Consider the following 24,678-nt stretch of genomic DNA (forward strand, 5'->3'; position numbering starts at 1 on the left):
GAAAACGCGTTCATCCTGAATAAACGCGTTGCGCTCGACTCCATCGCGAGCAGGCTCGCTCCTACAGGTTACGCACCCCATTCATCGTTTTTTCGGGCCTTTAATATGCGTATCAAAGTCCACTGCCAGAACCGCATCGGCATCCTGCGCGACATTCTCAACCTGTTGGTGGAGTACGGGATCAACGTGGCCCGCGGTGAGGTGGGCGGTGAGCATGGCAATGCCATCTACCTGCATTGCCCAAACCTGATCAACATTCAGTTCCAGGCCTTGCGTCCGAAATTCGAAGCGATTGCCGGGGTCTTTGGCGTCAAGCGTGTAGGGCTGATGCCCAGCGAGCGTCGGCACATGGAACTCAATGCACTGCTCGGTGCGCTGGAGTTTCCGGTGCTGTCGATCGACATGGGCGGTTCCATTGTCGCGGCCAACCGTGCGGCGGCGCAGTTGCTCGGGGTGCGCGTCGACGAGGTGCCGGGGATTCCCCTGTCGCGGTACGCCGAGGATTTCGATTTGCCGGAACTGGTGCGCGCCAACAAGTCGCGGATCAACGGGCTGCGGGTCAAGGTCAAGGGGGATGTGTTCCTGGCCGACATCGCGCCGCTGCAATCGGAGCATGACGACAGCGAGGCCATGGCCGGTGCGGTGCTGACATTGCACCGCGCCGACCGGGTGGGCGAGCGCATCTACAACGTGCGCAAGCAGGAGTTGCGCGGCTTCGACAGCATCTTCCAAAGCTCGAAAGTCATGGCCGCCGTGGTGCGCGAAGCGCGACGCATGGCGCCATTGGATGCACCGCTGTTGATCGAAGGGGAAACCGGCACCGGCAAAGAGTTGCTGGCGCGGGCTTGCCACTTGGCCAGCCCTCGAGGGCAATCGCCGTTGATGGCGCTCAATTGCGCCGGTCTGCCGGAGTCCATGGCCGAGACGGAATTGTTCGGTTACGGCCCGGGCGCCTTTGAAGGGGCGCGGGCCGAAGGCAAGCTCGGGCTGCTGGAGCTGACGGCGGGCGGCACGCTGTTTCTCGATGGCGTCGGGGAAATGAGCCCGCGCTTGCAGGTGAAATTGCTGCGTTTTTTGCAGGACGGTTGCTTCCGTCGTGTGGGCAGTGATGAAGAGGTCTACCTCGACGTGCGAGTGATCTGCGCGACCCAGGTCGACCTGTCCGAATTGTGCGCTCGCGGTGAGTTCCGCCAGGACCTCTACCACCGCTTGAATGTGTTGTCGCTGCACATCCCGCCGTTGCGCGAATGCCTCGACGGCTTGACGCCGCTGGTGGAGCACTTCCTCGATCAGGCCAGTCGGCAGATCGGCTGCTCGTTGCCAAAGCTGGCGCCGGCGGCCATGGAGCGGCTCAGCCACTACCATTGGCCAGGTAACGTGCGTCAACTGGAGAACGTGCTGTTCCAGGCGGTTTCCCTGTGCGACGGCGGCACGGTCAAGGCCGAGCATATTCGTCTGCCGGATTATGGCGTGCGTCAGCCCCTTGGCGATTTTTCGCTGGAGGGTGGGTTGGACGAGATCGTCGGGCGTTTCGAGAAGGCGGTACTGGAACGGCTTTATTCGGAACATGCCAGCAGCCGATTGCTCGGCAAGCGACTGGGTGTTTCCCACACAACGATTGCCAACAAGTTGCGTGAATATGAAATAGGCAAACTGGAGCGTTAAAAACTCACTCAAATAATAACTATTCTCGAGTGTCAATATTTATCCAGTGCTGTCAGTTCGCATTTAAAGCGCTAAAGCTTCTGCTATTGATCTGAATCATGGAACTTATAGAGGAAGCCATCTAGGCTCCTCTCAAAGTTTGGCAGGAGTGCTGACCATGCCATCAATGGATGACTCTACCCAGCGAGTTCGCAAAGAAACTCGCCTCTTCTATTTCCTGATCATTGTTCTGTTTCCACTGTTATCGGTGGCGATAGTCGGTGGTTACGGTTTTTTTGTCTGGTTCCTGCAAATGCTCCTCGGTCCGCCAGGCCCCCCCAACTGATCGCCATCTATCTCTAATTCAGCAGGGAGTACGGGACATGGGAAAGACGCTGCACATTGCCAGTCTGGTAGTACATGCCCGTCCGGCCCTGTTCGAGGCGGTGAAAGCCAACTTGCGTTTGCTCAAGGGCGTTGAACTTCATCAGGAAAGCCCTGCCGGCAAACTGGTGGTTGTGCTGGAAACCGATCACGAAAGCCAGATTCTTCAGCGAATCGATCAGATCAATCGCTTGCCAGGCGTGCTCAATGCCGCCCTGGTTTATCACGAGATTCTCGATGTAACGGGAGAAAGCACATGCCTATGACGCGGCGAGAGTTTGTCAAAGCCCAGGCTGCCGGGATCGCGGCAGCGGCTGCGGGCCTCCCGGTCTTTACCTCTGCCAGCAACCTGATTACCGAACAAGACATGGTTGCCCTGGACTGGAACAAGGCGCCCTGTCGTTTTTGCGGCACCGGTTGCAGTGTCATGGTGGCGACTAAGGACAACAGGGTTGTTGCAACCCACGGCGACGTAAAAGCCGAGGTCAATCGCGGGTTGAACTGCGTCAAAGGCTACTTTTTGTCCAAGATCATGTACGGCGTTGATCGGCTGACTCAGCCGCTGTTGCGCATGACCAATGGGCAATATGACAAACAAGGCGAGTTTCACCCGGTGTCCTGGAAACAGGCGTTCGATGTGATGGAGTTGAAGTACAAGGAGGCGCTGAAGAACAAGGGCGGGGAGTCTATCGCCATGTTCGGCTCCGGACAGTGGACGATCTGGGAAGGGTACGCGGCCAACAAATTGATGAAGGCGGGGTTTCGCTCGAACAACATCGATCCCAATGCACGCCATTGCATGGCCTCGGCGGTCATGGGCTTTATGCGCACGTTCGGTATCGATGAGCCAATGGGCTGTTATGACGATATCGAAGTCACCGATGCATTCGTCTTGTGGGGTTCGAACATGGCGGAAATGCATCCGATTCTGTGGAGTCGGGTCACTGATCGCCGTTTAAGCCAGCCGAATGTGAAAGTGGCCGTGCTCTCTACTTTCGAACATCGCAGTTTTGAACTGGCCGACATTCCGATGGTGTTCAAGCCGCAGACTGACCTGCTCATTCTCAACTACATCGCCAATCACATCATTGAAAGCGGTTCGGTCAACAAAGACTTCGTCAGCAAACACACCAAGTTCGCCAAAGGCACGGATGACATCGGCTACGGTTTGCGTGCCGATAATCCGCTGGAGATGAAAGCCAAAAATGCCGACAAGGCGAACACCTGGACCGACATCGACTTCGAGCAATTCGCCGCTTTTGTAAAACCCTACACCCTTGAGCGCACCGCGAAAGAAACCGGTGTGCCGGCCGAGCGCCTCAAGGCATTGGCCGAACTGTACGCCGACCCCAAGCGCAAGGTGGTTTCGTTCTGGACCATGGGCTTCAACCAGCACACCCGGGGTGTGTGGGCCAACAACCTGATCTACAACATTCACCTGCTGACCGGGAAAATCAGCGAGCCGGGCAACAGTCCTTTCTCCCTGACGGGCCAGCCTTCGGCCTGCGGGACGGCACGTGAAGTGGGCACGTTCTCCCATCGTTTGCCGGCCGACCTGGTGGTCACCAATCCGGCGCACCGCGCCACCGCGGAAAAAATCTGGAAGCTCCCGACGGGCACCATCAAGGAAAAGGTCGGGTTCCATGCCGTGCAGCAGAGTCGCATGCTCAAGGACGGCGTGCTCAATGTGTATTGGACGATGGCCAGCAACAACATGCAGGCCGGGCCCAACATCATGCAGGAAGTGCTGCCGGGGTGGCGCAACCCCGAGAACTTCGTGGTGGTGTCGGATGTGTATCCCACCGTCTCGGCACAGGCGGCCGATCTGATTTTGCCGACGGCGATGTGGGTCGAGAAAGAAGGCGCTTACGGCAACGCGGAGCGGCGCACGCAGTTCTGGCATCAACTGGTCTCGGCGCCGGGTGACGCCAAGTCGGACCTTTGGCAATTGGTCGAGTTTTCCAAGCGCTTTAAAACCGACGAGGTCTGGCCGCAGGAACTGTTGGACGGCTCACCGCAATACAAGGGCAAGACCCTGTATGAGGTGCTATTCAAGAATGGCCAGGTCGATCAGTTCCCTGTTGAACAAATGGCGGCAGGCTATCAGAACGACGAGGCCCGGGATTTCGGTTTCTACCTGCAAAAAGGCCTGTTCGAAGAATATGCCCAGTTCGGCCGTGGACATGGTCATGACTTGGCGCCCTTTGATCGATATCACTCCGAGCGCGGGTTGCGCTGGCCTGTCGTCGAAGGCAAGGAAACGCTTTGGCGCTTCCGCGAAGGTTACGATCCGTATGTCGAGAAGGGCAGTGGCGTGCAGTTCTACGGCTACCCCGATAAGAAGGCAATCATCTTCGCGCTGCCTTACGAGCCTCCTGCGGAAGCCCCGGACGCGGACTTCCCGTTCTGGTTGAGCACCGGTCGGGTGCTTGAGCATTGGCACACCGGGACTATGACCCAGCGTGTCGAAGAACTTTATAAAGCGGTCCCCGATGCGCTGGTCTACATGCACCCGGCCGATGCCAAGGCCTTGAATGCCCGGCGTGGCAGCGAAGTAAAGCTGATCAGTCGGCGCGGCGAGATGCGTGCGCGGATTGAAACCCGGGGGCGCAACAAGCCGCCCCAAGGCCTGGTGTTCGTGCCGTTTTTCGATGCCAACAAGCTGATCAACAAAGTCACGCTTGATGCGACGGACCCGATCTCCAAACAGACCGATTACAAGAAATGCGCGATCAGGATTGAGTTGATCAAGACGGCATAAGGAGAGCTTTCATGAATTATCGTTCGCTGTCCTTGCTTGTCATGCTGCTGATGTGGCTGCCCGCGACATTTGCGGCAGAACCCGGTTACCCACTGGATGCGCCGGCACCGGATGGGCGGCGAGTCGGCGGGACCCTGACCCAGGAGCTGCCGGCACCGCCCATTGCCGAAGACGAGAACAAGGACCTCAAGCGTGAGCGCAATTACCCCGATCAACCGCCCACCATACCCCACAGCATTCGCGGGTATGCCATCGACATGAACAGCAACAAGTGCCTGACCTGCCACAGTCGCGCCAACAGTGCGCGTACCCAGGCGCCGATGATCAGCATCACTCACTACATGGACCGCGACGGCCAGGCATTGGCGGCGGTGTCGCCGCGCCGATACTTCTGCAACCAGTGTCACGTGCCGCAAAAGGATGTGAAGCCACTGGTGAACAACAGCTTCAAGAACATCGACCAGGTCTTGCAAGACGAAATCAACCACCAGCCGAAACCTTGAGGAAAGGCCATGAAATCTTTGCTTGCCTTGCTCAAGGATTATTGGGCTGTGCTGCGTCGGCCCAGCGTGCATTACAGCCTGGGTTTCCTGACCCTCGGCGGGTTTATCGCCGGGGTGATTTTCTGGGGTGGGTTCAACACCGCGCTGGAAGCGACCAACACCGAGAAGTTCTGCACGTCCTGCCATGAAATGCGCGACAACGTTTTTGTCGAGTTGCAGGAAACCATTCACTACACCAACCGCTCGGGCGTGCGCGCCACGTGCCCGGACTGTCACGTCCCCCACGAGTGGACGCACAAGATCGCCCGCAAGATGCAGGCTTCCAAGGAGGTCTGGGGCAAGCTGTTCGGCACTATCAGTACCCGGGACAAGTTTCTGGGCATGCGCCGGGAGCTGGCCGAACACGAGTGGGCACGGCTCAAGGCCAACGATTCCCGGGAGTGTCGCAACTGCCATAACTTCGAGTTCATGGACTTCACACGCCAGGGTAAACGCGCCGCCAACATGCACTCCACCTCATTGGCCAGCGGCCAGGCGACCTGTATCGATTGCCATAAAGGCATTGCCCACAAATTACCCGACATGAGCGGCGTGAAAGGTTGGTAGCCGGCTTTTCACGGCATTGCCGCCAAGCGGCATAACCGCGCCGGTTTTTCGTCTTCGATACATCGTTCGATTCCCTTCTGATTAGCCTCCAGCCCCTGTTTAAAGGGGGTTGGAGCCGCTGCGCGCAAGTTGGTCTGCAAATTGCTACAGCCTGCGCAACACAGCAGTGGGCGGCAAACGTCCGGCAGGCAGAGGAAAGAGTGTGGACAAGTACCTTTATGTGGCAATGACCGGCGCCAGCCAGAATGCACTGGCGCAAAAGGCTCATGCCAACAACCTCGCGAACATCTCCACCAACGGCTTCCAGAAAGACCTGGAGCAGGCCCGTTCGATGCCGGTGTTCGGTGACAGCTTTCCGGCGCGTGCGTTTGCCATGTCCGAACGCCCGGCCACGGATTTCTCCCCCGGCTCACTGGTGGAAACCGGCCGCGACCTCGACGTTGCCGTGCAAGGCAACGGCTGGATTGCCGTACAGAATCCCGATGGCGGTGAAAGCTACGTGCGCACCGGCAGCCTGAACGTTGACGCCCTAGGTGTGCTGCGCGCCGGCAACGGCATGCCGGTCATGGGCAATGGCGGGCCGATTTCCGTGCCGCCGGAGCAGCAGATCGAAGTCGGCGAGGACGGCACCATCAGCATCCGCGCGATGGGCGAAGGTCCCCGGGTGATGGCGGAAGTCGACCGCATCAAGCTGGTCAACCCGGACTTCAAGAACATGACCAAGGGCCTGGATGGTTCGATCCACACCAAAGACGGCGCGCCTGCGCAGGCCGATGCCAACGTCAAGCTGGTGTCCGGGTTCCTCGAATCGAGCAACGTCAATGCCGTGGAGGAGATGACCTCCGTTCTGGCCCTGGCCAAGCAGTTCGAGCTGCACATCAAGATGATGAACACCGCCAAAGACGATGACCAGGCCATGGCTCGGGTCTTGCAGATCAGCTAATTACCAGCACGTCGCGCCGTAAAACAGGCGCACGAGGAGAATCGAATGCTTCCGGCTCTATGGGTTGCCAAAACAGGTCTGTCCGCCCAGGACACCAACCTGACCACCATTTCCAACAACCTGGCCAACGTGTCGACCACGGGTTTCAAACGTGACCGCGCCGAGTTCCAGGACCTGCTCTACCAGATCAAGCGCCAGCCAGGCGCCCAGTCGACCCAGGACAGCGAACTGCCGTCGGGTCTGCAACTGGGTACCGGTGTGCGTATCGTCGGCACCCAGAAAAACTTCACCGCCGGCAGCCTGCAAACCACCGAGCAGCCGCTGGACATGGCCATCGACGGCCGTGGTTTCTTCCAGATCCTGCAACCGGACGGCACCACGTCCTACACCCGTGACGGTACGTTCCACCTGGACTCCAACGGCCAGATCGTCAACGCCAGCGGCTTTGCCCTGGAGCCGGCCATTGTCATTCCGAACGACGCGCAGACCTTCACGGTCGGCCGCGACGGCACCGTGTCCATCACCGTTGCCGGCAACCCGGCAGCCCAGGTGATCGGCAACCTGCAAACCGCCGACTTCATCAACCCGGCCGGCCTGCAGGCGGTGGGCAACAACCTGTTCCTGGAAACCGCCGCCAGTGGCGCGCCGCAAGTCGGCACTCCGGGCCTGAACGGTTTCGGCTCCACGCTGCAGAACACCCTGGAAACGTCCAACGTCAGCACCGTTGAGGAGATGGTCAACATGATCACCACCCAGCGCGCCTACGAGATGAACTCCAAGGTGATCTCCACCGCCGACCAGATGCTCTCGTTCGTAACGCAGAATCTGTAATCAAGTCTATGTGGCGGCCATTGGGTCGCCTGCAACACCGTGAGGTAGGGTCATGAATCGCTATGTATCTGTTCTGGCACTGAGTGGGATCACCGCGCTCGCAGGTTGCGTGCCTGCGACGCCCAAGCCCAATGACCCTTACTACGCTCCGGTGTTGCCGCGCACGCCGTTGCCGGCGGCCGCGAACAATGGCTCGATCTATCAGGCCGGTTTCGAACAGAACCTCTACAGCGACCGCAAGGCGTTCCGGGTCGGTGACATCATCACCATCACCCTGAACGAAAGGACCCAGGCCAGCAAAAACGCCAACTCGCAAATTGGCAAGAACAGCAAGGCCAACATCGGCCTGAGTTCGCTGTTCGGCAGCAGCGCCACCACCAACAACCCGTTCAGCGATGGCGACCTGAGCCTGAGTGCCAGCTACGAAGGTGACCGCGCGACCAAGGGGGACAGCAAGGCGGCTCAGGGCAACACCCTGACCGGTTCGATCACTGTCACCGTCGCCGATGTGTTGCCCAACGGCATTATCGCGGTACGCGGCGAGAAGTGGATGACCCTCAACACCGGCGACGAGCTGGTGCGGATTGCCGGCCTGGTTCGCGCCGATGACATCGCCACCGACAACACCGTGCCGTCGACCCGTGTCGCCGATGCGCGCATCACCTACTCGGGGACCGGCTCGTTTGCCGATGCGAGTCAGCCAGGCTGGTTCGACCGTTTCTTCCTCAGCCCGCTGTTCCCTTTCTAGGTGGTTACGTTGAATTTCAGAAGTCTCATGATGGCTGCGTTCCTGATGTCCGCAGCGTTCAACGTTCAAGCCGAGCGCCTGAAGGACATCGCCAGCATTTCCGGCGTGCGTTCCAACCAATTGATCGGCTACGGCCTGGTGGTCGGGCTGAACGGCACCGGCGACCAGACGACGCAGACCCCGTTCACCCTGCAGACCTTCAACAACATGCTCTCGCAGTTCGGCATCAAGGTGCCGCCGGGTTCGGGCAACGTGCAGTTGAAGAACGTCGCGGCGGTGTCGATCAGCGCCGATTTGCCGGCGTTCGCCAAGCCGGGTCAGCAGGTCGATATCACCGTTTCGTCCATCGGTAACTCCAAGAGCCTGCGTGGCGGCACCTTGCTGCTGACGCCACTCAAGGGTATCGATGGCAACGTCTATGCGGTGGCCCAAGGCAACCTGGTGGTCGGCGGTTTCGACGCGGAAGGGCGAGATGGCTCGAAGATCACCGTCAACGTTCCGTCGGCCGGTCGCATCCCTGGTGGTGCATCGGTGGAGCGCGCGGTGCCGAGCGGTTTCAACCAGGGCAACAGCCTGACGCTGAACCTCAACCGTTCCGACTTCACCACCGCCAAGCGCATCGTCGACAAGATCAACAACATGCTCGGTCCTGGCGTGGCCCAGGCCATCGACGGCGGGTCGATTCGCGTCACCGCGCCGCTCGATCCGAGCCAGCGCGTCGACTACCTGTCGATCCTGGAAAACCTCGAAGTCGATCCGGGCCAGGCAGTCGCGAAAGTCATCATCAACTCCCGTACCGGCACCATCGTGATCGGCCAGAACGTCAAGGTTTCCCCGGCCGCCGTGACCCACGGCAGCCTGACCGTGACCATTACCGAAGACCCGATCGTCAGCCAGCCCGGCCCTCTGTCCAATGGCACGACGGCGGTGGTGCCGCGTTCGAAGGTCAACGCCCAGCAGGAAGCCAAGCCGATGTTCAAGTTCGGCCCTGGTACCACCCTCGACGAGATCGTGCGGGCGGTGAACCAGGTCGGCGCAGCACCGGGTGACTTGATGGCCATCCTCGAAGCGCTGAAGCAGGCCGGCGCCCTGCAAGCCGATCTGATCGTGATCTGAGGACGGCCATCGTGGATATGCGCAAGAGCGGTCTGGTCAGCAGCAGCGATTCGGGCTCCTATTCGGACCTCAATCGTCTGAATCAGCTCAAGGTCGGCGACAAGAACAGCGACGGCAACATGCGCAAGGTGGCGCAGGAGTTCGAATCGCTGTTCCTCGGTGAGATGCTCAAGTCCATGCGCTCGGCAACCGAAGCGCTGGGGCAGGACAATCCGATGAACACGCCGGCGGCCAAGCAGTACCAGGAAATGTACGACCAGCAACTGGCTGTTTCCATGTCCCGCGAGGGCGGTGGTATCGGCCTGGCGGACGTGCTGATGCGCCAGATGTCGAAGAACAAGCCATTGGCGCCGGGCGAGGCCGCTGCTGCATCGCTGGCCAAGCAAGAGGCCGCCAAGGCCGCCGTGCAAACGCCGGTGGCGGCGGGCACGGTTGCGGTCAATGGGCCGCTGTCGCGGGTCAATGGCCAGCGTCCATTGTGGGCTTCGCGATCGGTCCAGGCGCCGCAAGAGGCGGGCGAGGGTGGTCATCGCAATGACATGGCTCTGATCAATCAGCGACGCCTGGCATTGCCGCCGAAGCTGGCTGATCGTCTGTTGGCCGGGCTGGTGCCTTCGGCGACGGCCGCAGCCACGACGATCAACAAGACACCGTTGCCTGAGCGCGCGACAAGCACTGGCACCGGTCCTTTGTATAACGGCGACTGGCTGGCCAGCGCGCAGCAAACCTCCAGTGGCGGCATGCAGATCTATGGTCGCGCCATGGCGCAGATACCGCTGGCGCCGGCGAAGAAAGCCTTCGGTTCCGCCGACCAGTTCGTCAACACCATGTTGCCGATGGCCAAGGAAGCGGCGGCCCGCATTGGTGTCGATCCGCGTTACCTGGTGGCGCAGGCGGCCCTGGAAACCGGCTGGGGCAAGTCGGTCATGCGTGCTCAGGACGGCAGCAGCAGCCACAACCTGTTCGGCATCAAGGCCGGCAATAGTTGGCAGGGCAATTCGGCGCGGGCGATCACCAGCGAATTCAGGAACGGGCAGATGGTCAAGGAGACGGCGCAGTTCCGCTCCTACGACTCCTACGAGGACAGTTTCCACGACCTTGTAACTTTGCTGCAGACCAACAATCGCTATCAAGATGTCGTGAAGTCGGCCGATAACCCAGAACAGTTTGTACGCGAGTTGCAGAAGGCCGGTTACGCAACCGATCCGAACTACGCGAGCAAGATTTCGCAGATAGCCAAGCAGATGACGAGTTACCAGAACTACGCTGCGGCGGGCGTTTCAACTACGCCTTTATAGGCACAAGGTATAAGGTCTGAACCATGAGTTTGCTCAATATCGGGATGTCGGGGCTGAGTGCTGGCCATAACTCGTTGGTGACGACCGGCAACAACATTGCCAACGTCGACACCGCCGGGTACTCGCGCCAGCAATCTGTGCAGAGCACCAAAGGCTCGATTCAGTACGGCAATGTGTTCATCGGCACCGGCACAACGCTGGCCGATGTGCGTCGCGTGTACAACGCCTACCTCGATTCGCAGTTGCGTACCGCCACCTCGCTCAACAGCGAAGCGGCGTCGTACAACGCTCAGGCCACTCCGCTGGACGCCACGCTTTCCGATACCAACACCGGGCTGACCGGCGTGCTGCAAAAGTTCTTCACCTCGATGCAGGGCGTTTCGACCTCGGCCACCGACGACACGTCCCGCCAGTCGGTGCTGACCGGTGCCCAGGCCCTGTCCGCCCGCTTCAATTCGATTGCCAAGCAGTTGAACGACCAGAACACCAACCTGAACGGCAGCCTGGGCGACATGGCGGATCAGGTGAACAAGCTGTCTACCACTATTGCCACGCTCAACCAGAAGATTTCCGAGCTCTCCACCGGCACCAATCAGCCAAACGACCTGCTGGACTCACGCAACGAAGCCGTGCGGCAACTGTCCGAGCTGGTCGGTACCCAAGTGGTCGAGCGTGGCAGCAGCTACGACATCTACATCGGCAGCGGCCAGCCCCTGGTGGTCGGCAACACCACCAATTCACTGCAAACCGTGCCGAGCCAGAACGATCCATCGCGCATGGCGCTGCAGCTGAACCGTGGCTCCAGCACCATCGACGTGACCTCGGTGATCAGCGGTGGTGAAATCGGTGGTCTGCTGACTTACCGCAAGGAAGTGCTCGACCCTTCGCTCAATGAGCTGGGGCGCGTGGCGCTGGTGGTGGCCGACCAGATCAACAGCCAGCAGGCGCAAGGCATCGACAAGAACGGTGACTTCGGCGCGGCGATCTTCAACAACATCAACAGTGCCGCCCTGATCAGTCAGCGCAGCATTGCGGCAGCGGGCAACAGTGCCGGCTCCGGCAATCTGGATGTCACCATCAAGGACACCGGCAAGCTGACCGCCAGCGACTATCAGGTGACGTTCACCAGCGCAACCAACTACACCGTCAAGCGCTCGGACGGCACCGACATGGGCTCGTTCAGCACCACGACGACGCCGGCTCCGGTGATCGACGGCTTCAGCCTGAACCTGAACGGCGGTGCGTTGAGCGCTGGCGACTCGTTCAAGGTGACACCGACCCGTGGCGCGGCGGCCGGTATCCAGACCGTGCTTACCGACCCGAAAAAAATCGCCGCGGCCGCACCCTTGACCGGCGTGACCAGCGCCAACAACACCGGCACCTACACCCAGCCGACGCTGACCAGCACCATCGATATCTACAACCCGGCGGCCCAGGCAGAAATGCAGACCGCGCTCAAGAACTCGACGCCGGTCAAACTGGTGTTCGGGGCGGCCAGCGGCGGTAGCCAGACCTACAACATGGTCGATGCCAAGGGCAACTCGATCGGCACCGGCACCATCGTTCCCGGCCAGAGCAACACCCTGAACCTGAAAGTGGGCATGGTCGATGCCAGCGGTGCGCCGGTGATGGACAACAGCGTCACGCCAGCCGTGCAGAAGACCTTCACTGTGCAGACCACGGTCGGCGCCACGCCAGCCAGCGGCGAAAGCTTCACCATCAACCTGACCGGCGCGGCGTCTTCGGACAACCGCAATGCTCAAGCGCTGGTGGGTTTGCAAACCAAACAGACCGTAGACACCGGCACGGCGAGCAAGGGCATCAGCCTGACCGATGCCTACAACAAGCTGGTGACCAACGTCGGCGCCAAGGCTGCCCAGGGCAAGTCCGACAGTGACGCCACCACGGCAATCCTGGCCAATGCCAAGGGGGCGCGGGATTCGAACTCCGGGGTCGACCTGGATGAGGAAACCGGCAACCTGGTCAAGTACCAGCAGTACTACACCGCGTCTTCGCAGATCATCAAGGCTGCGCAGGAAATTTTCACCACGCTGATCAATAGCCTTTAAGGAGTCGTAATTCATGCGCATTTCCACCGCCCAGTATTACGAAATCACCGCTGCCAACTACCAGCGCAACTTCAACAAGGCCATCGCGACCAGCAACGAAGCCAGCAGCCTGGTCCGCATCAATACCGCCGCCGATGATCCGATCGGCGCCGGTCGTTTGCTGCAACTGGGTCAGCAGAGCGCGATGCTTGATCAGTACAAAACCAACATCGGCAGCACCAAAAATGCGTTGAGCCTGCAGGAAACCACGCTCGACTCCATCGGTACGGCTCTGCAGCGCGTCAAGGAACTGGCCCTCGCTGCCAGCAACGGCATTGCCACCGACGCGGACCGCAAGGCTTATGCGTCGGAACTGGGCCAGATCCAGCAACAAGTGCTGGGCCTGATGAACTCCAAGGACGCGAGCGGCAACTACCTGTTCTCCGGTTCGAAAACCGACACCGCGCCTTACTCGCAGAATGCCGACGGCACCTACAGCTACAACGGTGACCAGACCACCATCGACCTTGGCATTGGCGATGGCATGACGGTCGGGACCAACACCACTGGCTGGGATGCGTTCCAGCAGACCATCAATACCAGTCGCACCCAGACCACCATGACTGCTCCGGTGGTGGATGACGGTCGCGTGGTGCTGTCCAACGGTACGGTTGGCACCAGCTCCACCTACAACGCGAAGTTCACTGGCGGCCAGCCCTACACCGTCAGTTTCCTCAGCAGCACCCAGTTGAAGATCACCGACTCGCTGGGCAACGACGTGACCGCCGAAGCCAGCCAGAACGGTCTGATCAGCAATGCCAACGGCGCCAACCAGACGGTCAGTTTCCGTGGCGTCGACCTCAAGCTGAACATCAACCTCAAATCCGGTGATACCAACCCGGATGCGGTGATCGCCGGCCACAGTTTCAATCTGTCTTCCACGTCGGATACCTTCAACACCTCGCGCAGCGCCGGTAACCCGTCGACGGCGGTCATCACCGGTTCCAGCGTGACCGACCCGACGGCTTACACCAACGCCTTCCCGGCGGGCGGGGCGATCCTCAAGTTCACCAGCGCCACCAATTTCGACCTGTATGCAGCCCCGGTCACCGCTGACAGCAAGCCGGTCTCGTCGGGCACGGTTTCGGGCGGCAACGCCACCGCGGCGGGCGTGACCTTTGCCCTGGGCGGAGGCACTCCAGCGTCCGGCGACCAGTTCGTGATCCAGAACAACAACCATCAGACCCAGAACGTGCTCGACACCCTGGGCCAGATGATCACCGCGCTGAACACGCCAGTCGACGGCGACGCAGTGGCCAAGCAGAAGTTTCTGGGGGCCATGGAGTCGGGAATGGGCAACATCGACAGTGCGGCCAACCAGATCGGTTCGGCCATCACCACGATCGGTGCTCGCGGCCAGGCGCTGGATAACCAGACCGCGACCAACGAGAGCCTGACCCTTGCGAACAGCGAGAGCCAGAAGTCAATTCGCGATTCGGACCCGGCCGAAGTCATGACTCGCCTGACCTTGCAGCAAACCATGTTGCAGGCTGCGCAGCTGGCCTTCAGCAAGATTTCCCAGCTGGGCCTGTTCAACAAGATCTGACGGTGGTCGGGCGCGCAGGCGCCCGATGGCCTTGTCCCTTCAGTATTTATCGTCTTTTTTTGCGGTAACAAAGGGCTCGCTATTCAGGGCGGGCTCGCGCCGCCTGTGAGCCCGCCGTGAATTCACTCCCGCTTGTCAGCCTGGTCATTCCCGCCTTCAATCCGCGCTTTTTCGGTCGTGCCTTGCACACGGCGGTGAGCCAGAGCTACGGCAATCTGGAGATCATCGTTTGCGATGACAGTCGCGGCCAGGAAATCGAAGACATCGTGGCTTCGCTGGTTGAGGAGGGGGCGAGCGTACGTTATGTGCGTAACCCGCGAACCCTGGGGCTGGTGGGTAACCTGCAGGCTTGCCTGGAGCAGGCGCGGGGCGAGTACATCAAATTTCTTTGTGATGACGACCAGTTGTTCTCGGCCTGCATCGAGCGTCAGGCGCAGATGCTCATCGATTGTGCCGACGTCAACCTAGTCGTCGCTCAGCGACTGCTTTGGGATGCCGACGACATGCCTCTGCCTTCGCGCCTGGAAAATACCCCGCTGTCCCCTGTGGGCGGGGTGTTCAAGGGGGAGGACCTGCTGGCGATCTTCGAAAATTTCCCGGTCAACATCCTCGGTGGTTTCAGCAACGCGATGTTCCGTCGGGCTGACGTGCTCGAACTGTTCCCGGCACTGACTCAGCCAGGCCATTGCTTCGTCGCGACCCTCGACTTCGCCTTGTATGTCTGCCTGATGCGGCGCGGCAACCTGGCGGTGTCCAATCACGTGCTCGGCGTCGAACGCCTGTACCCCGAACGATTGAGCGGCCAACAGTCGATGAAGGACGCAGCCGAAATCGAGCGGCAGTGGCTGTCGCAGATGCTCAAGGCACGTAGCGGCGAATCAGCGCCGGCCCAGGGCTGGGTGCGCTATCTGCCATTGACCCGGGTGGAGGAGTCGCCGCGGGTTTGGGAGGAGTTGCCGCTGAGCCGGACCCTGGGCACCAAGCAGACCACCCAGGACTGGCATGTCGGTATTGCCAGTGTCAGTTTCGCGCAACTGTATGCCCAGTGGCTGGCGTGCCGCCGTCTCACCGACGGTCAGCGCGAGCTGTTGGCGGACACGTTGGAAGCGTGGCCAACAAAGCCCAAAATCGTTCCGATCATCATCGATGAGCACGGCAGCCGTTCGGCGTTGGAGCTCACCCTGCAATCGCTGGCGGATCAGGATTACGCCCCTGAGCTGACGCTGGTGCTGTCGGCATCGTGCACAGAAGCCGTGCTCGACGAGCGCGTGTTCCGTTTGCCGTTGCAGGACGACTGGCAGCAGCAGATCAACGCCTTGTTACCGCAACTGGAAGGCACTGGCTGGTTCTATCTGCTGCGTGCCGGTGATCGGCTGGTGGCGCCGGCCTTGCTGGTCATGGCTGAACGCATTGCGCTGTCGCGCGCGATTACCTGTCTGTACAGCGACGAAGGTGGGTTGCATCAGGGGGAGTCGGCCGAGCCTGCCTTTAAGCCGGACTTCAACCTGGACCTGATGCGCAGTTATCCCTACGTGGGGCGAGCGCTGGCATTCGAGCGCGAGCAGTTCCTGGCGCTGGGCGGTTTCGATTCGGTGTACGGCGAACTGGCGCCACACGATGTGTTGTGGCGAATGGTCGAGAGCGGCGGTACGCAGGTGGTCGGACACGTTTCGGAGGTTCTGCTGGAGTCGGCGTTCGACCTGACCAAATGGCTGTCGCTGCCGCAAGTGGTGGACACCAATCCGCGGTTACTCGAGGCGCACTTGCAGCGCCTGGGTGTCGCCCACGGCATTCGCCAGGGCAGTTCGGCACTGCTCAATCGGGTCGACTATCACCATGAAGATCGGCCGCTGGTGTCGATCGCTATCGTCAGCAAGGACCAGACCCTGGCGTTGCAACGCTGTGTCGAGAGCTTGTTGGAGAAAACCGCGTACGGTGAATACGAGTTGCTGTTGGTGGACAATGGCAGCGAGAGCGCCGAGGCGCTTGACTGGTTCGCCGGCATGGCGCAACTGGGCAGCGACCGGGTCCGGGTGTTGCGTTACGAGTTGCAGGGCAATGCAGCGGCGGTGCGCAACTTCGCCGTGCAGCAGGCTGCTGGCGAGTATGTCCTGATGCTCAACCCCTACACGGTGATCACCCAGGCGCAATGGCTGGGTGAACTGCTCAATCATGCGCAACGTCCGGAAGTCGGCGTGGTGGGGGCCAAGCTGTTCAACCCCGATGGCCGCGTGCTGCATGCCGGCCTGATTCTCGGGCTGCAAGGGCCCGCCGGCGTGCCGTTCCATGGCGAGATGCTGCACGCGGCAGGCTACATGTACCGCTTGCAGGTCGCCCACAATTTCAGTGCCGTCGGCGGCGACTGCCTGATGGTGCGCAAGGCGGTCTTCGATGCGGTCGGCGGCCTGGATGAGCAGGGCCTGGCGCACTCCCTCAACGAGGTGGACTTGTGCCTGCGGGTCGGCCAGGAAGGTTATCTGGTGGTGTGGACGCCCCACGCGCAACTGGCCTTGGGCGCGCAACCGGCGGTAGTTGCGCAAGAGGGTGACCAGGCCCGGAGCGAACAGGAGCAGGAGGTTTTCTATAAGCGCTGGCTGCCGATCGTGGCCCGTGATCCGGCCTACAACTCCAACCTGGCGTTGCAGGGGGTGGGCGGGGCAAGCTTCAGTCTCGAGCCCGGCTTGCGATCCGGTTGGAGTCCGTTTTCCAAGGCGCAATTGCCGAAGATTCTCGCGTTGCCGGTCAACGCATCCGCCATTGGCCATTATCGGGTCACGCAACCGCTGATCGAACTGGAGGCCGCCGGCAGGGCGCATGGGCGCATTCATTACAACCTGCCGACCATCATCGAAGTCGAGCGCCATTCGCCTGACGTGATCATCTTGCAGGGGCGCTATTCCGAAGGTCCGATCAACGAAATCCCGAGCCTGCAAAAATATTCCAGCGCGCGACGTATCTATGAGCTGGATGACTTTGTGATCAACGTCCCGCACCGTAATGCGCATATTCGCAATATGCCGGGCAAGGATGAAATGGAGGCGCTGGTCCGGCGCGCCATCGGCATGTGCGATCGCGTGGTGGTCTCCACCGAACCGCTGGGTAACGCGCTGTCGGACATGCATCACGACATCCGCGTGGTACCCAACATGTTGGCGTCGCACTTGTGGACCGATCTGCGCAGTCAGCGCCGCACTTCGAAAAAGCCTCGGGTCGGCTGGGGTGGCGGCACCAGCCACCACGGTGACCTGGCGGTCATCGCCGATGTGGTCCGCGAATTGGCCAATGAAGTCGACTGGGTCTTCTTCGGCATGTGCCCGGACGATTTGCGCCCGTACATGCATGAGTTTCATGGGGTGATCGGGCTGGATGTGTACCCGGCCAAGCTGGCCAGCCTGAACCTGGATCTGGCATTGGCGCCGTTGGAGTTCCACATCTTCAACGACTGCAAGAGCAACCTGCGGCTGCTGGAGTATGGCGCGTGCGGTTACCCGGTGATCTGCACCGACACCGAAGCCTATCGCGGCTACTTGCCGTGCACCCGGATCAAGACCAACTCCACGGATGAATGGCTGCAGGCGATCCGCATGCACCTGGCCGATCCGGACGCCAGCTATCGCATGGGCGATGAGTTGCGCGAGATCGTGCTGCGTGACTACGTGCTGCGCGGCGACAATTTGCGCTACTGGGAAAATGGCTGGCTGGCGGACTGACCGTTCGCGCATCCATCCCGTCCAGGCAGGCGACGTTGAGTCGCCTGCCTTTTTTTTGCCGCCAGGTTTTCCAATCAGCGTTGAAGATGCCCGCCAGGCATTGCCCGGTAGCGGATTGAAAGAGCTGGCGCGTTTCCTGCAAGTCCCCCTTATATCGCCATAAAACGAGCACTTCCGGGGAGTCCGGACGTGTCCTGAACGGCGGCAGGTTTAACCCAGATGGCCCCGCAAAAGCTTGATACAGCTTGGCTGAGCCCTGTGACGAACAAGAGGGAAGGGGATGAAGGCAGTTATTTTGGCGGGTGGCCTGGGTACGCGGATCAGCGAGGAGTCGCACCTCAAGCCCAAGCCGATGATCGAGGTCGGCGGCAAGCCAATTCTCTGGCACATCATGAAGCAGTACTCCGCTCACGGAATCCACGATTTCGTGATCTGTCTTGGCTACAAGGGCTATGCGATCAAGGACTTCTTCGCCAACTACTTCCTGCACACCTCCGACGTCACGTTCGACATGCGCAATAACCGCATGGATGTTCACCAGAACTACAGCGAGCCATGGCGCGTCACGCTGATCGATACCGGCGAAGAGACCATGACCGGCGGCCGGTTGCGCCGTGCCCGACGCTACCTCGAAGACGAAAAGGCCTTCTGTTTTACCTATGGCGACGGCGTGTCGGACCTCAATATCGGTGCGTTGGTGGATTTCCATCTCAAGCACGGAAAGCTGGCGACCGTCACTGCGGTACAGCCACCAGGTCGCTACGGCGCCCTCAATCGCGATGGCGACAAGGTCTTGGGCTTCACTGAAAAACCTCGCGGCGACGGTGGCTGGATCAATGGCGGGTTCTTTGTCCTGTCGCCCAAAGTGCTGCCGTTGATTGACGGCGATGAAACCTCGTGGGAGTCCGGCCCGCTGGACGGCCTGGCCGAGCGCGGCGAACTCATGGCGTTCCAGCACGACGGTTTCTGGCAACCGATGGATACCCTGCGCGACAAGAATCACCTCGAAGCGCTGTGGCAGAGCGGGGAGGCCCCATGGAAGCAATGGGATTGAGCCCGCAATTCTGGCGTGGCAAGCGCGTGCTGGTCACCGGCCACACCGGGTTCAAGGGCAGTTGGCTGACGTTGTGGCTGCAAAGCCTGGGTGCCGAGGTCAGCGGGTTTTCCCTCGACCCGTCCACCGAGCCGAGCCTGTTCGAACTGGCCCGGGTTCACGAAGGCATCAATGATCAGCGCGGCGACCTGCGTGATCTGGGGGCCTTGCTGGAACTGATCGCCGAAACCCAGCCGCAGATCGTTCTGCACCTGGCGGCCCAGCCGCTGGTGCGCGAAGGTTATCGCGACCCGTTGGGCACGTACTCCAGTAACGTCATGGGCACGCTCAACCTGCTCGAGGCGATCCGTCAGGTGGGCGGCGTGCGCGCCTGCGTGCTGGTGACCACCGACAAGGTCTACGCCAATCAGGAATGGCTGTGGCCGTACCGCGAAAACGAAGCGTTGGGCGGTCATGATCCCTACAGCAGCAGCAAGGCGTGCTGCGAATTGCTGGCGCAATCCTATGCCGCCTCGTTCTTTGCGCCGCAAAAGCATGCCGAGCATGGTCTGGCGTTGGCCACGGCCCGCGCCGGCAATGTGCTCGGTGGTGGCGATTTTGCCCCGGAGCGGCTGATTCCCGACGTGCTGCGGGCGTGGTCGGCGGATGAGCCCGTGACCTTGCGTTATCCCCAGGCGGTGCGCCCATGGCAGCACGCGCTGGAACCGCTGGCCGGCTATCTGCAACTGGCGGCCGGCCTGTTTGAGCAGGGCCCGCAATTCGCCGGGGCGTGGAATTTCGGCCCCGGTGAAGCGGACATGCGCAGCGTCGGTGAAGTGGTCGAACTGCTCGCCAGCCGTTGGCCGCAAGCACGCGGGCTACGCATCGAACCGAGCGATATGCATGAGGCCGGCCTGTTGCGCCTGGACAGCAGCCGCGCCCGTCAACTGCTGGGCTGGCAACCGCGCTGGTCGTTGCAGCAGTGCCTGACCCAGACCCTGGATTGGCATTTGGCGTGGCAGAACGGCGATGACATGCGCGCCGTCAGCCTGGCGCAATTGAACCTGTACCGAGGCACGCTGTGAGTGAATTTCTGCTGAAGACGTTGCCGCTGAACGGATTGTTCAGCGTGCAGCACAAACGTTTCGAGGACGAGCGCGGGCACTTTTCCCGGTTGTTTTGCGAAGGCAGCCTCGGTGCGTTTGGCCAGGCGTTTCATATTCGCCAGATCAATCACTCCTGCACCCGCGAACGCGGCAGCGTGCGTGGCCTGCATTACCAGAGTGCCCGTGCACCGGAAGCCAAATTGATCACCTGCCTGCGCGGTGAAGTCTGGGATGTCGCGGTGGATCTGCGTCCCGACTCCGAGACTTTCCTGCACTGGCACGCCGAACACCTGCGTGCCGGCGATGGCCGCAGCCTGTTGATTCCTGCCGGGTTCGCTCATGGCTTCCAGACCCTGAGTGCCGATGCCGAGCTGCTTTACCTGCACAGCAACGACTACACGCCGGAACATGAAGGCGGGTTGTCGGTGCTCGATCCACGGCTGGCGATTGCCTGGCCGTTGCCTGTCAATAATCTGTCGGTGCGCGATGCGAGCCATCCGGCGCTCGATGAACACTTTGCCGGAGTGCGTCTATGAACTGCCGTGGTTGCGCCGCTGCGCTGGCCCTGCCGCTGATTGACCTGGGCACCTCGCCGCCGTCCAACGCTTACGTGCGTGCCGATCAGCTGGAGCAGGCCGAACAATGGGTGCCGTTGAAGGTTGCCGTGTGCCAGCAGTGCTGGCTGGTGCAAACCGAGGATTACACCAGCGCCGACAGCCTGTTCGATGCCGAGTACGCCTATTTCAGTTCGTTCTCCAGCACCTGGCTGGCCCATGCCGAGCGTTATGTGGCCGAGATGGTCGAACGCTTCGGCCTGAGCGCCGACAGCCGTGTGGTGGAAGTCGCGGCCAACGACGGTTACCTGTTGCAGTACGTGGCCGGGCGCGGCATCCCTTGCCTGGGCGTCGAGCCGACCCGCAGCACCGCGCAAGCGGCGCGGGAAAAAGGCTTGGAGATTCGTGAGCTGTTTTTCGGTCGCGACACCGCCGCGCAATTGAAAAACGAAGGCTGGGGCGCCGACCTGATGGCCGCCAACAACGTGTTGGCCCACGTCCCGGATATCAACGATTTCCTCGGCGGCTTTGCGACCTTGCTCAAGCCGGCGGGTGTGGCGACTTTCGAATTCCCGCAGTTGCTGACCCTGATGGCCGGCCAGCAGTTCGACACGCTGTACCACGAGCATTATTCCTACCTGTCGCTGACCGCTGTGCAGACCTTGTGCGAGCGCAATGGCCTGCAAGTGTTCGACGTCAGTCAGCTCCCCACCCATGGCGGCTCGCTGCGGGTCTTCGTCCAGCGGCTGGACGGCGAGCGTCGTGAAGTGCAACCGACGGTTCGGCAACAGCTGCAGGCTGAACTCGCCGCCGGGGTGAAAACCCCTGAGTACTACGCGACCCTGGCGCCCGCCGCCGAGCGCATCAAGCATGACCTGCTGCGCTTCCTGTTGCAGGCCAAGGCCGATGGCAAGCGCGTGGTCGGCTACGGCGCCGCCGCCAAGGGCAACACCTTGCTCAACTACGCCGGGGTCAAGCCGGACCTGCTGGCCTGGGTGGCCGATGCCAACCCGCACAAGCAAGGCAAGTACCTGCCCGGTAGCCGCATTCCGATCGTGTCGCCGGCACAGATCGACATCGAAAAACCGGACTACGTGCTGGTGCTGCCGTGGAACCTGCTGGATGAGATCACCCAGGCCTTTGCCGGCATTCGTGCATGGGACGGTCGTTTTGTCATTGCCATTCCCGAGTTGATCATTCGATGAGCCGAATTCATTACACCAAGCCCAGTGTCGGTGAGCTGGAAGCCGACTACGTTCTCGATGCCGTCCGCCATGGTTGGGGAGAGCGCTGCTACGAGTACCTGACACGCTTCGAAAAGTCCTTTGCCGAGCACGTGGGTGCGACCTACGCGATTGCAACGTCCAGTTGCACCGGCGCGCTGCACATGGGCATGGCGGCGCTGGGCATCGGTGCCGGCGATGAGGTGATCCTCGCCGATACCAACTGGATCGCCTCGGCTGCGCCCATCACCTATCTGGGTGCGACACCGGTGTTCGTCGACGTGCTGGCCGACAGTTGGTGCCTTGACCCGCAGCAGGTTCGCCGGGCAATTACCCCACGGACCAAGGCGATTCTGGCGGTGCACCTCTACGGCAATCTCTGCGACATGGATGCGCTGCTGGCCATCGGTCGCGAGTTTGGCCTGCCGGTCATCGAAGACGCCGCCGAGGCGATCGGCTCGCAGTGGCGCGGTCAGGCGGCGGGTTCACTGGGCGCGTTCGGTGCGTTTTCCTTTCACGGCACCAAGACCATGACCACCGGCGAAGGCGGGATCTTCGTGACGTCGGACAAGGCCCTGTATGACCGGGTATTGACCCTGTCCAACCATGGCCGGGTAGCGGGCAGCAGCAAACAGTTCTGGCCGGATTTCCTGGGTTTCAAATACAAAATGAGCAACCTGCAAGCGGCCGTCGGTTGCGCGCAGGTTGAACGGATCGACGAGCTGATCGAACGCAAGCGCGCGATCTTCGCCAACTATGCCCAGGCGCTGGCCCTGCTGCCGGGCCTGTCCATGAACCCTGAGCCCGAACACGCACGCAACGGTTACTGGATGCCCACCGTCGTCTTTGACCGCGAGCTGGGGATCACGCGGGACATGTTGATTGCAGCCTTCCAGGCCGCCGATATCGATGCGCGGGTGTTCTTCTGGCCGCTGTCGTCCTTGCCGATGTTCAGCGAACTGACGGCTGACTCGCCCGTGGCGCATGCGCTGCCGGAGCGCGCGATCAATCTGCCGAGTTATCACGACATGACCGATGACGATCAGCAACGGGTCATCGAGGTGCTGCGCGCGCTGGTACTCAAAAGGACGCGGCTATGAAGGTTTACCTGCTGGGGGCGGCCAATCCTGAAGCGGTACGGATGATCCTCACCCTGCAACGCAGCCAGCCGGACGTGCAGTTCGCCTTTCTCGATAACGATCCGGCGAAGCAAGGCACGCTGTTTTATGGCGTGCCGGTGGTGGGTGGTACCGACAAGGTGGCCGAGCTGAAAGGCCCCGATACACGCTTTGTCAATCTGATCACTGGCACCACGGCGTTGCGTTACCGGACCACCTGCGAAATCGTCGAGGCCGGCGGCACCCTGGGCAACTTCATCCACCCGGGCATCGATTTGACGATGATCACCATGGGCGTCGGCACCTATCTGCAAGAGGGCGTGATCATGCAGGCGCAAGTCAGCCTCGGTGATAACACCAGCATCAGCGCCGGCAGCGTCGTCGGGCATGAGGGACAGATCGGCCATTCGGTATTCATGGCGCCGGGTGTCTGCATTGCCGGTTGCGTCGAGATCGGCGACGGCACCTTCATCGGCACCAACGCCACGATCCTGCCGCGATTGTGCATCGGTCGTTGGGTCACCATCGGTGCAGGCGCCGTGGTGACCAAAGACGTTCCAGACTATGCGGTTGTGGTGGGCAGTCCCGCCAGGACCATCAAGACCAATCCAGCTTCCTTTCAAGACGGTCGGGTTTTCAACTAACCACCGCACCAATTTCCGGAGAGTCTGTAATGAATCCTCATGAGCAGTTTCGTGAAGAAGTAAAAGAGAACATCGAAGGCCTGCAACAGGACAAAGCGTTGCAAGCCACGTCGCTGGACTGGGTTGGCACGACCGCCAAACATAAGTACACCTACAACTTCAGCTGGATGGGCCGCCCGATCATTCAGTTTCCCCAGGACATGGTCGCCATGCAGGAGATCATCTGGGCGCTGCGGCCGGACATCATTGTCGAGACCGGTATTGCCCACGGCGGCTCGCTGGTGTTTTACGCCTCGATGCTCGAACTGATCGGCCATGGCGAAGTGCTGGGCGTCGACATCGATATCCGCCAGCACAACCGTGAGGCGATCGAAGCGCACCCGATGAGCAAGCGGATCCAGATGATCCAGGGTTCGAGCATTGATCCGGCAATCGTCGAGCAGGTCCGTCAGCGCGTCGAAGGCAAGAAAGTGCTGGTGGTGCTGGACTCCAACCACACCCACGAGCACGTCCTGGAAGAGCTGCGGGCCTATGCGCCGATGACCTCGGTGGGCAGCTACTGCGTGGTGATGGATACCGTGGTTGAAGACATGCCCGAAGACGCGTTCCCGGACCGTCCGTGGGGCAAGGGTGACAACCCGAAGACCGCGGTATGGGCTTACCTGGAAGAAAACGGCGGTTTTGAAATCGATCAGGCCATTCACAGCAAGCTGCTGATCACCGTCGCACCGGATGGCTATCTGCGTCGCGTGCGGTAATCGACAAGACATCGTTGGGTTTTTTCGGCGATTCGCCGTTGTGG

General features: G+C 60.9%; 21 protein-coding genes. All 21 read left to right on the forward strand.

Annotated features, from left to right (window positions below; genetic code table 11):
* Nucleotides 1–105: 105 nt before the first annotated feature.
* Nucleotides 106–1,665 (forward strand): sigma-54-dependent transcriptional regulator, encoded by a 1,560-nt coding sequence (locus KW840_RS19475; protein ID WP_057715922.1) that lies wholly within the window; start codon nt 106–108, stop codon nt 1,663–1,665.
* Nucleotides 1,666–1,822: 157 nt separating this feature from the next.
* Nucleotides 1,823–1,990, forward strand: coding sequence for a periplasmic nitrate reductase, NapE protein (locus tag KW840_RS19480; RefSeq protein WP_173677902.1), 168 nt, complete (start codon nt 1,823–1,825; stop codon nt 1,988–1,990).
* A gap of 37 nt (nt 1,991–2,027) precedes the next feature.
* On the forward strand, nt 2,028–2,294 hold the full coding sequence (locus tag KW840_RS19485) for a chaperone NapD (protein ID WP_057715921.1): 267 nt from the start codon (nt 2,028–2,030) through the stop codon (nt 2,292–2,294).
* Nucleotides 2,285–4,789 (forward strand): nitrate reductase catalytic subunit NapA, encoded by a 2,505-nt coding sequence (gene napA, locus KW840_RS19490; protein WP_218497032.1) that lies wholly within the window; start codon nt 2,285–2,287, stop codon nt 4,787–4,789. Before KW840_RS19485 ends, napA begins: the two co-directional genes overlap by 10 nt.
* 41 nt (nt 4,790–4,830) lie before the next feature.
* The gene (locus KW840_RS19495; protein WP_371318478.1) at nt 4,831–5,292 is read left to right on the forward strand and encodes a nitrate reductase cytochrome c-type subunit; all 462 of its coding nucleotides are present in this window, start codon (nt 4,831–4,833) and stop codon (nt 5,290–5,292) included.
* Nucleotides 5,293–5,301: 9 nt separating this feature from the next.
* A complete protein-coding gene (locus KW840_RS19500) occupies nt 5,302–5,898 on the forward strand; it encodes a cytochrome c3 family protein (RefSeq protein WP_057715918.1) in 597 nt (198 codons plus the stop codon).
* 202 nt (nt 5,899–6,100) lie between these two features.
* Entirely contained in the window at nt 6,101–6,841 is a 741-nt protein-coding gene (locus KW840_RS19505; RefSeq protein ID WP_090453789.1) for a flagellar basal body rod protein FlgF, read from the forward strand.
* Nucleotides 6,842–6,886: 45 nt separating this feature from the next.
* The gene (gene flgG / locus KW840_RS19510; RefSeq protein WP_057715916.1) at nt 6,887–7,672 is read left to right on the forward strand and encodes a flagellar basal-body rod protein FlgG; all 786 of its coding nucleotides are present in this window, start codon (nt 6,887–6,889) and stop codon (nt 7,670–7,672) included.
* 52 nt (nt 7,673–7,724) lie between these two features.
* The gene (gene flgH / locus KW840_RS19515) at nt 7,725–8,420 is read left to right on the forward strand and encodes a flagellar basal body L-ring protein FlgH (protein ID WP_057715915.1); all 696 of its coding nucleotides are present in this window, start codon (nt 7,725–7,727) and stop codon (nt 8,418–8,420) included.
* A 27-nt stretch (nt 8,421–8,447) separates the two neighbouring features.
* Nucleotides 8,448–9,536, forward strand: a complete 1,089-nt coding sequence (locus KW840_RS19520; RefSeq protein WP_057715914.1) for a flagellar basal body P-ring protein FlgI — start codon at nt 8,448–8,450, stop codon at nt 9,534–9,536.
* 11 nt (nt 9,537–9,547) lie between these two features.
* Nucleotides 9,548–10,834, forward strand: a complete 1,287-nt coding sequence (gene flgJ, locus KW840_RS19525; protein WP_218497037.1) for a flagellar assembly peptidoglycan hydrolase FlgJ — start codon at nt 9,548–9,550, stop codon at nt 10,832–10,834.
* Nucleotides 10,835–10,857: 23 nt separating this feature from the next.
* Entirely contained in the window at nt 10,858–12,903 is a 2,046-nt protein-coding gene (gene flgK / locus KW840_RS19530; protein WP_218497039.1) for a flagellar hook-associated protein FlgK, read from the forward strand.
* Nucleotides 12,904–12,916: 13 nt separating this feature from the next.
* Nucleotides 12,917–14,488: a flagellar hook-associated protein 3 gene (locus tag KW840_RS19535; protein ID WP_218497041.1), complete on the forward strand. Its 1,572-nt coding sequence runs from the start codon at nt 12,917–12,919 to the stop codon at nt 14,486–14,488.
* A gap of 116 nt (nt 14,489–14,604) precedes the next feature.
* Nucleotides 14,605–18,198, forward strand: a complete 3,594-nt coding sequence (locus KW840_RS19540) for a glycosyltransferase (RefSeq protein WP_218497052.1) — start codon at nt 14,605–14,607, stop codon at nt 18,196–18,198.
* 280 nt (nt 18,199–18,478) lie between these two features.
* Nucleotides 18,479–19,252 carry a glucose-1-phosphate cytidylyltransferase gene (gene rfbF / locus KW840_RS19545; protein WP_057715909.1) on the forward strand — a complete coding sequence of 258 codons (774 nt, stop codon included), beginning with the start codon at nt 18,479–18,481 and terminating at the stop codon, nt 19,250–19,252.
* Nucleotides 19,234–20,316 (forward strand): CDP-glucose 4,6-dehydratase, encoded by a 1,083-nt coding sequence (rfbG, locus tag KW840_RS19550; RefSeq protein WP_218497062.1) that lies wholly within the window; start codon nt 19,234–19,236, stop codon nt 20,314–20,316. The genes rfbF and rfbG overlap by 19 nt, the downstream gene beginning before the upstream one ends.
* Entirely contained in the window at nt 20,313–20,873 is a 561-nt protein-coding gene (locus KW840_RS19555) for a dTDP-4-dehydrorhamnose 3,5-epimerase family protein (protein ID WP_090453799.1), read from the forward strand. Before rfbG ends, KW840_RS19555 begins: the two co-directional genes overlap by 4 nt.
* Nucleotides 20,870–22,096 carry a class I SAM-dependent methyltransferase gene (locus KW840_RS19560; RefSeq protein ID WP_090453801.1) on the forward strand — a complete coding sequence of 409 codons (1,227 nt, stop codon included), beginning with the start codon at nt 20,870–20,872 and terminating at the stop codon, nt 22,094–22,096. Before KW840_RS19555 ends, KW840_RS19560 begins: the two co-directional genes overlap by 4 nt.
* On the forward strand, nt 22,093–23,214 hold the full coding sequence (locus KW840_RS19565; protein ID WP_057715905.1) for a DegT/DnrJ/EryC1/StrS aminotransferase family protein: 1,122 nt from the start codon (nt 22,093–22,095) through the stop codon (nt 23,212–23,214). Before KW840_RS19560 ends, KW840_RS19565 begins: the two co-directional genes overlap by 4 nt.
* Nucleotides 23,211–23,876, forward strand: coding sequence for an acetyltransferase (locus tag KW840_RS19570; protein WP_218497065.1), 666 nt, complete (start codon nt 23,211–23,213; stop codon nt 23,874–23,876). Before KW840_RS19565 ends, KW840_RS19570 begins: the two co-directional genes overlap by 4 nt.
* A gap of 29 nt (nt 23,877–23,905) precedes the next feature.
* A complete protein-coding gene (locus KW840_RS19575) occupies nt 23,906–24,634 on the forward strand; it encodes a cephalosporin hydroxylase family protein (RefSeq protein ID WP_090453807.1) in 729 nt (242 codons plus the stop codon).
* Nucleotides 24,635–24,678 lie beyond the last annotated feature (44 nt).

This window comes from Pseudomonas sp. PDM30, assembly GCF_019218985.1.
Lineage (GTDB): Bacteria > Pseudomonadota > Gammaproteobacteria > Pseudomonadales > Pseudomonadaceae > Aquipseudomonas > Aquipseudomonas jessenii.

Excerpts from the sequence above, each read along its gene's own strand:
- KW840_RS19475 (WP_057715922.1), top strand. The coding sequence starts at position 106 with ATGCGTATCAAAGTCCACTGCCAGAACCGCATCGGCATCCTGCGCGAC.
- KW840_RS19480 (WP_173677902.1), top strand. The coding sequence starts at position 1,823 with ATGCCATCAATGGATGACTCTACCCAGCGAGTTCGCAAAGAAACTCGC.
- KW840_RS19485 (WP_057715921.1), top strand. The coding sequence starts at position 2,028 with ATGGGAAAGACGCTGCACATTGCCAGTCTGGTAGTACATGCCCGTCCG.
- napA (WP_218497032.1), top strand. The coding sequence starts at position 2,285 with ATGCCTATGACGCGGCGAGAGTTTGTCAAAGCCCAGGCTGCCGGGATC.
- KW840_RS19495 (WP_371318478.1), top strand. The coding sequence starts at position 4,831 with ATGCTGCTGATGTGGCTGCCCGCGACATTTGCGGCAGAACCCGGTTAC.
- KW840_RS19500 (WP_057715918.1), top strand. The coding sequence starts at position 5,302 with ATGAAATCTTTGCTTGCCTTGCTCAAGGATTATTGGGCTGTGCTGCGT.
- flgG (WP_057715916.1), top strand. The coding sequence starts at position 6,887 with ATGCTTCCGGCTCTATGGGTTGCCAAAACAGGTCTGTCCGCCCAGGAC.
- flgH (WP_057715915.1), top strand. The coding sequence starts at position 7,725 with ATGAATCGCTATGTATCTGTTCTGGCACTGAGTGGGATCACCGCGCTC.
- KW840_RS19520 (WP_057715914.1), top strand. The coding sequence starts at position 8,448 with ATGATGGCTGCGTTCCTGATGTCCGCAGCGTTCAACGTTCAAGCCGAG.
- flgK (WP_218497039.1), top strand. The coding sequence starts at position 10,858 with ATGAGTTTGCTCAATATCGGGATGTCGGGGCTGAGTGCTGGCCATAAC.
- KW840_RS19535 (WP_218497041.1), top strand. The coding sequence starts at position 12,917 with ATGCGCATTTCCACCGCCCAGTATTACGAAATCACCGCTGCCAACTAC.
- rfbF (WP_057715909.1), top strand. The coding sequence starts at position 18,479 with ATGAAGGCAGTTATTTTGGCGGGTGGCCTGGGTACGCGGATCAGCGAG.
- rfbG (WP_218497062.1), top strand. The coding sequence starts at position 19,234 with ATGGAAGCAATGGGATTGAGCCCGCAATTCTGGCGTGGCAAGCGCGTG.
- KW840_RS19560 (WP_090453801.1), top strand. The coding sequence starts at position 20,870 with ATGAACTGCCGTGGTTGCGCCGCTGCGCTGGCCCTGCCGCTGATTGAC.
- KW840_RS19565 (WP_057715905.1), top strand. The coding sequence starts at position 22,093 with ATGAGCCGAATTCATTACACCAAGCCCAGTGTCGGTGAGCTGGAAGCC.
- KW840_RS19570 (WP_218497065.1), top strand. The coding sequence starts at position 23,211 with ATGAAGGTTTACCTGCTGGGGGCGGCCAATCCTGAAGCGGTACGGATG.
- KW840_RS19575 (WP_090453807.1), top strand. The coding sequence starts at position 23,906 with ATGAATCCTCATGAGCAGTTTCGTGAAGAAGTAAAAGAGAACATCGAA.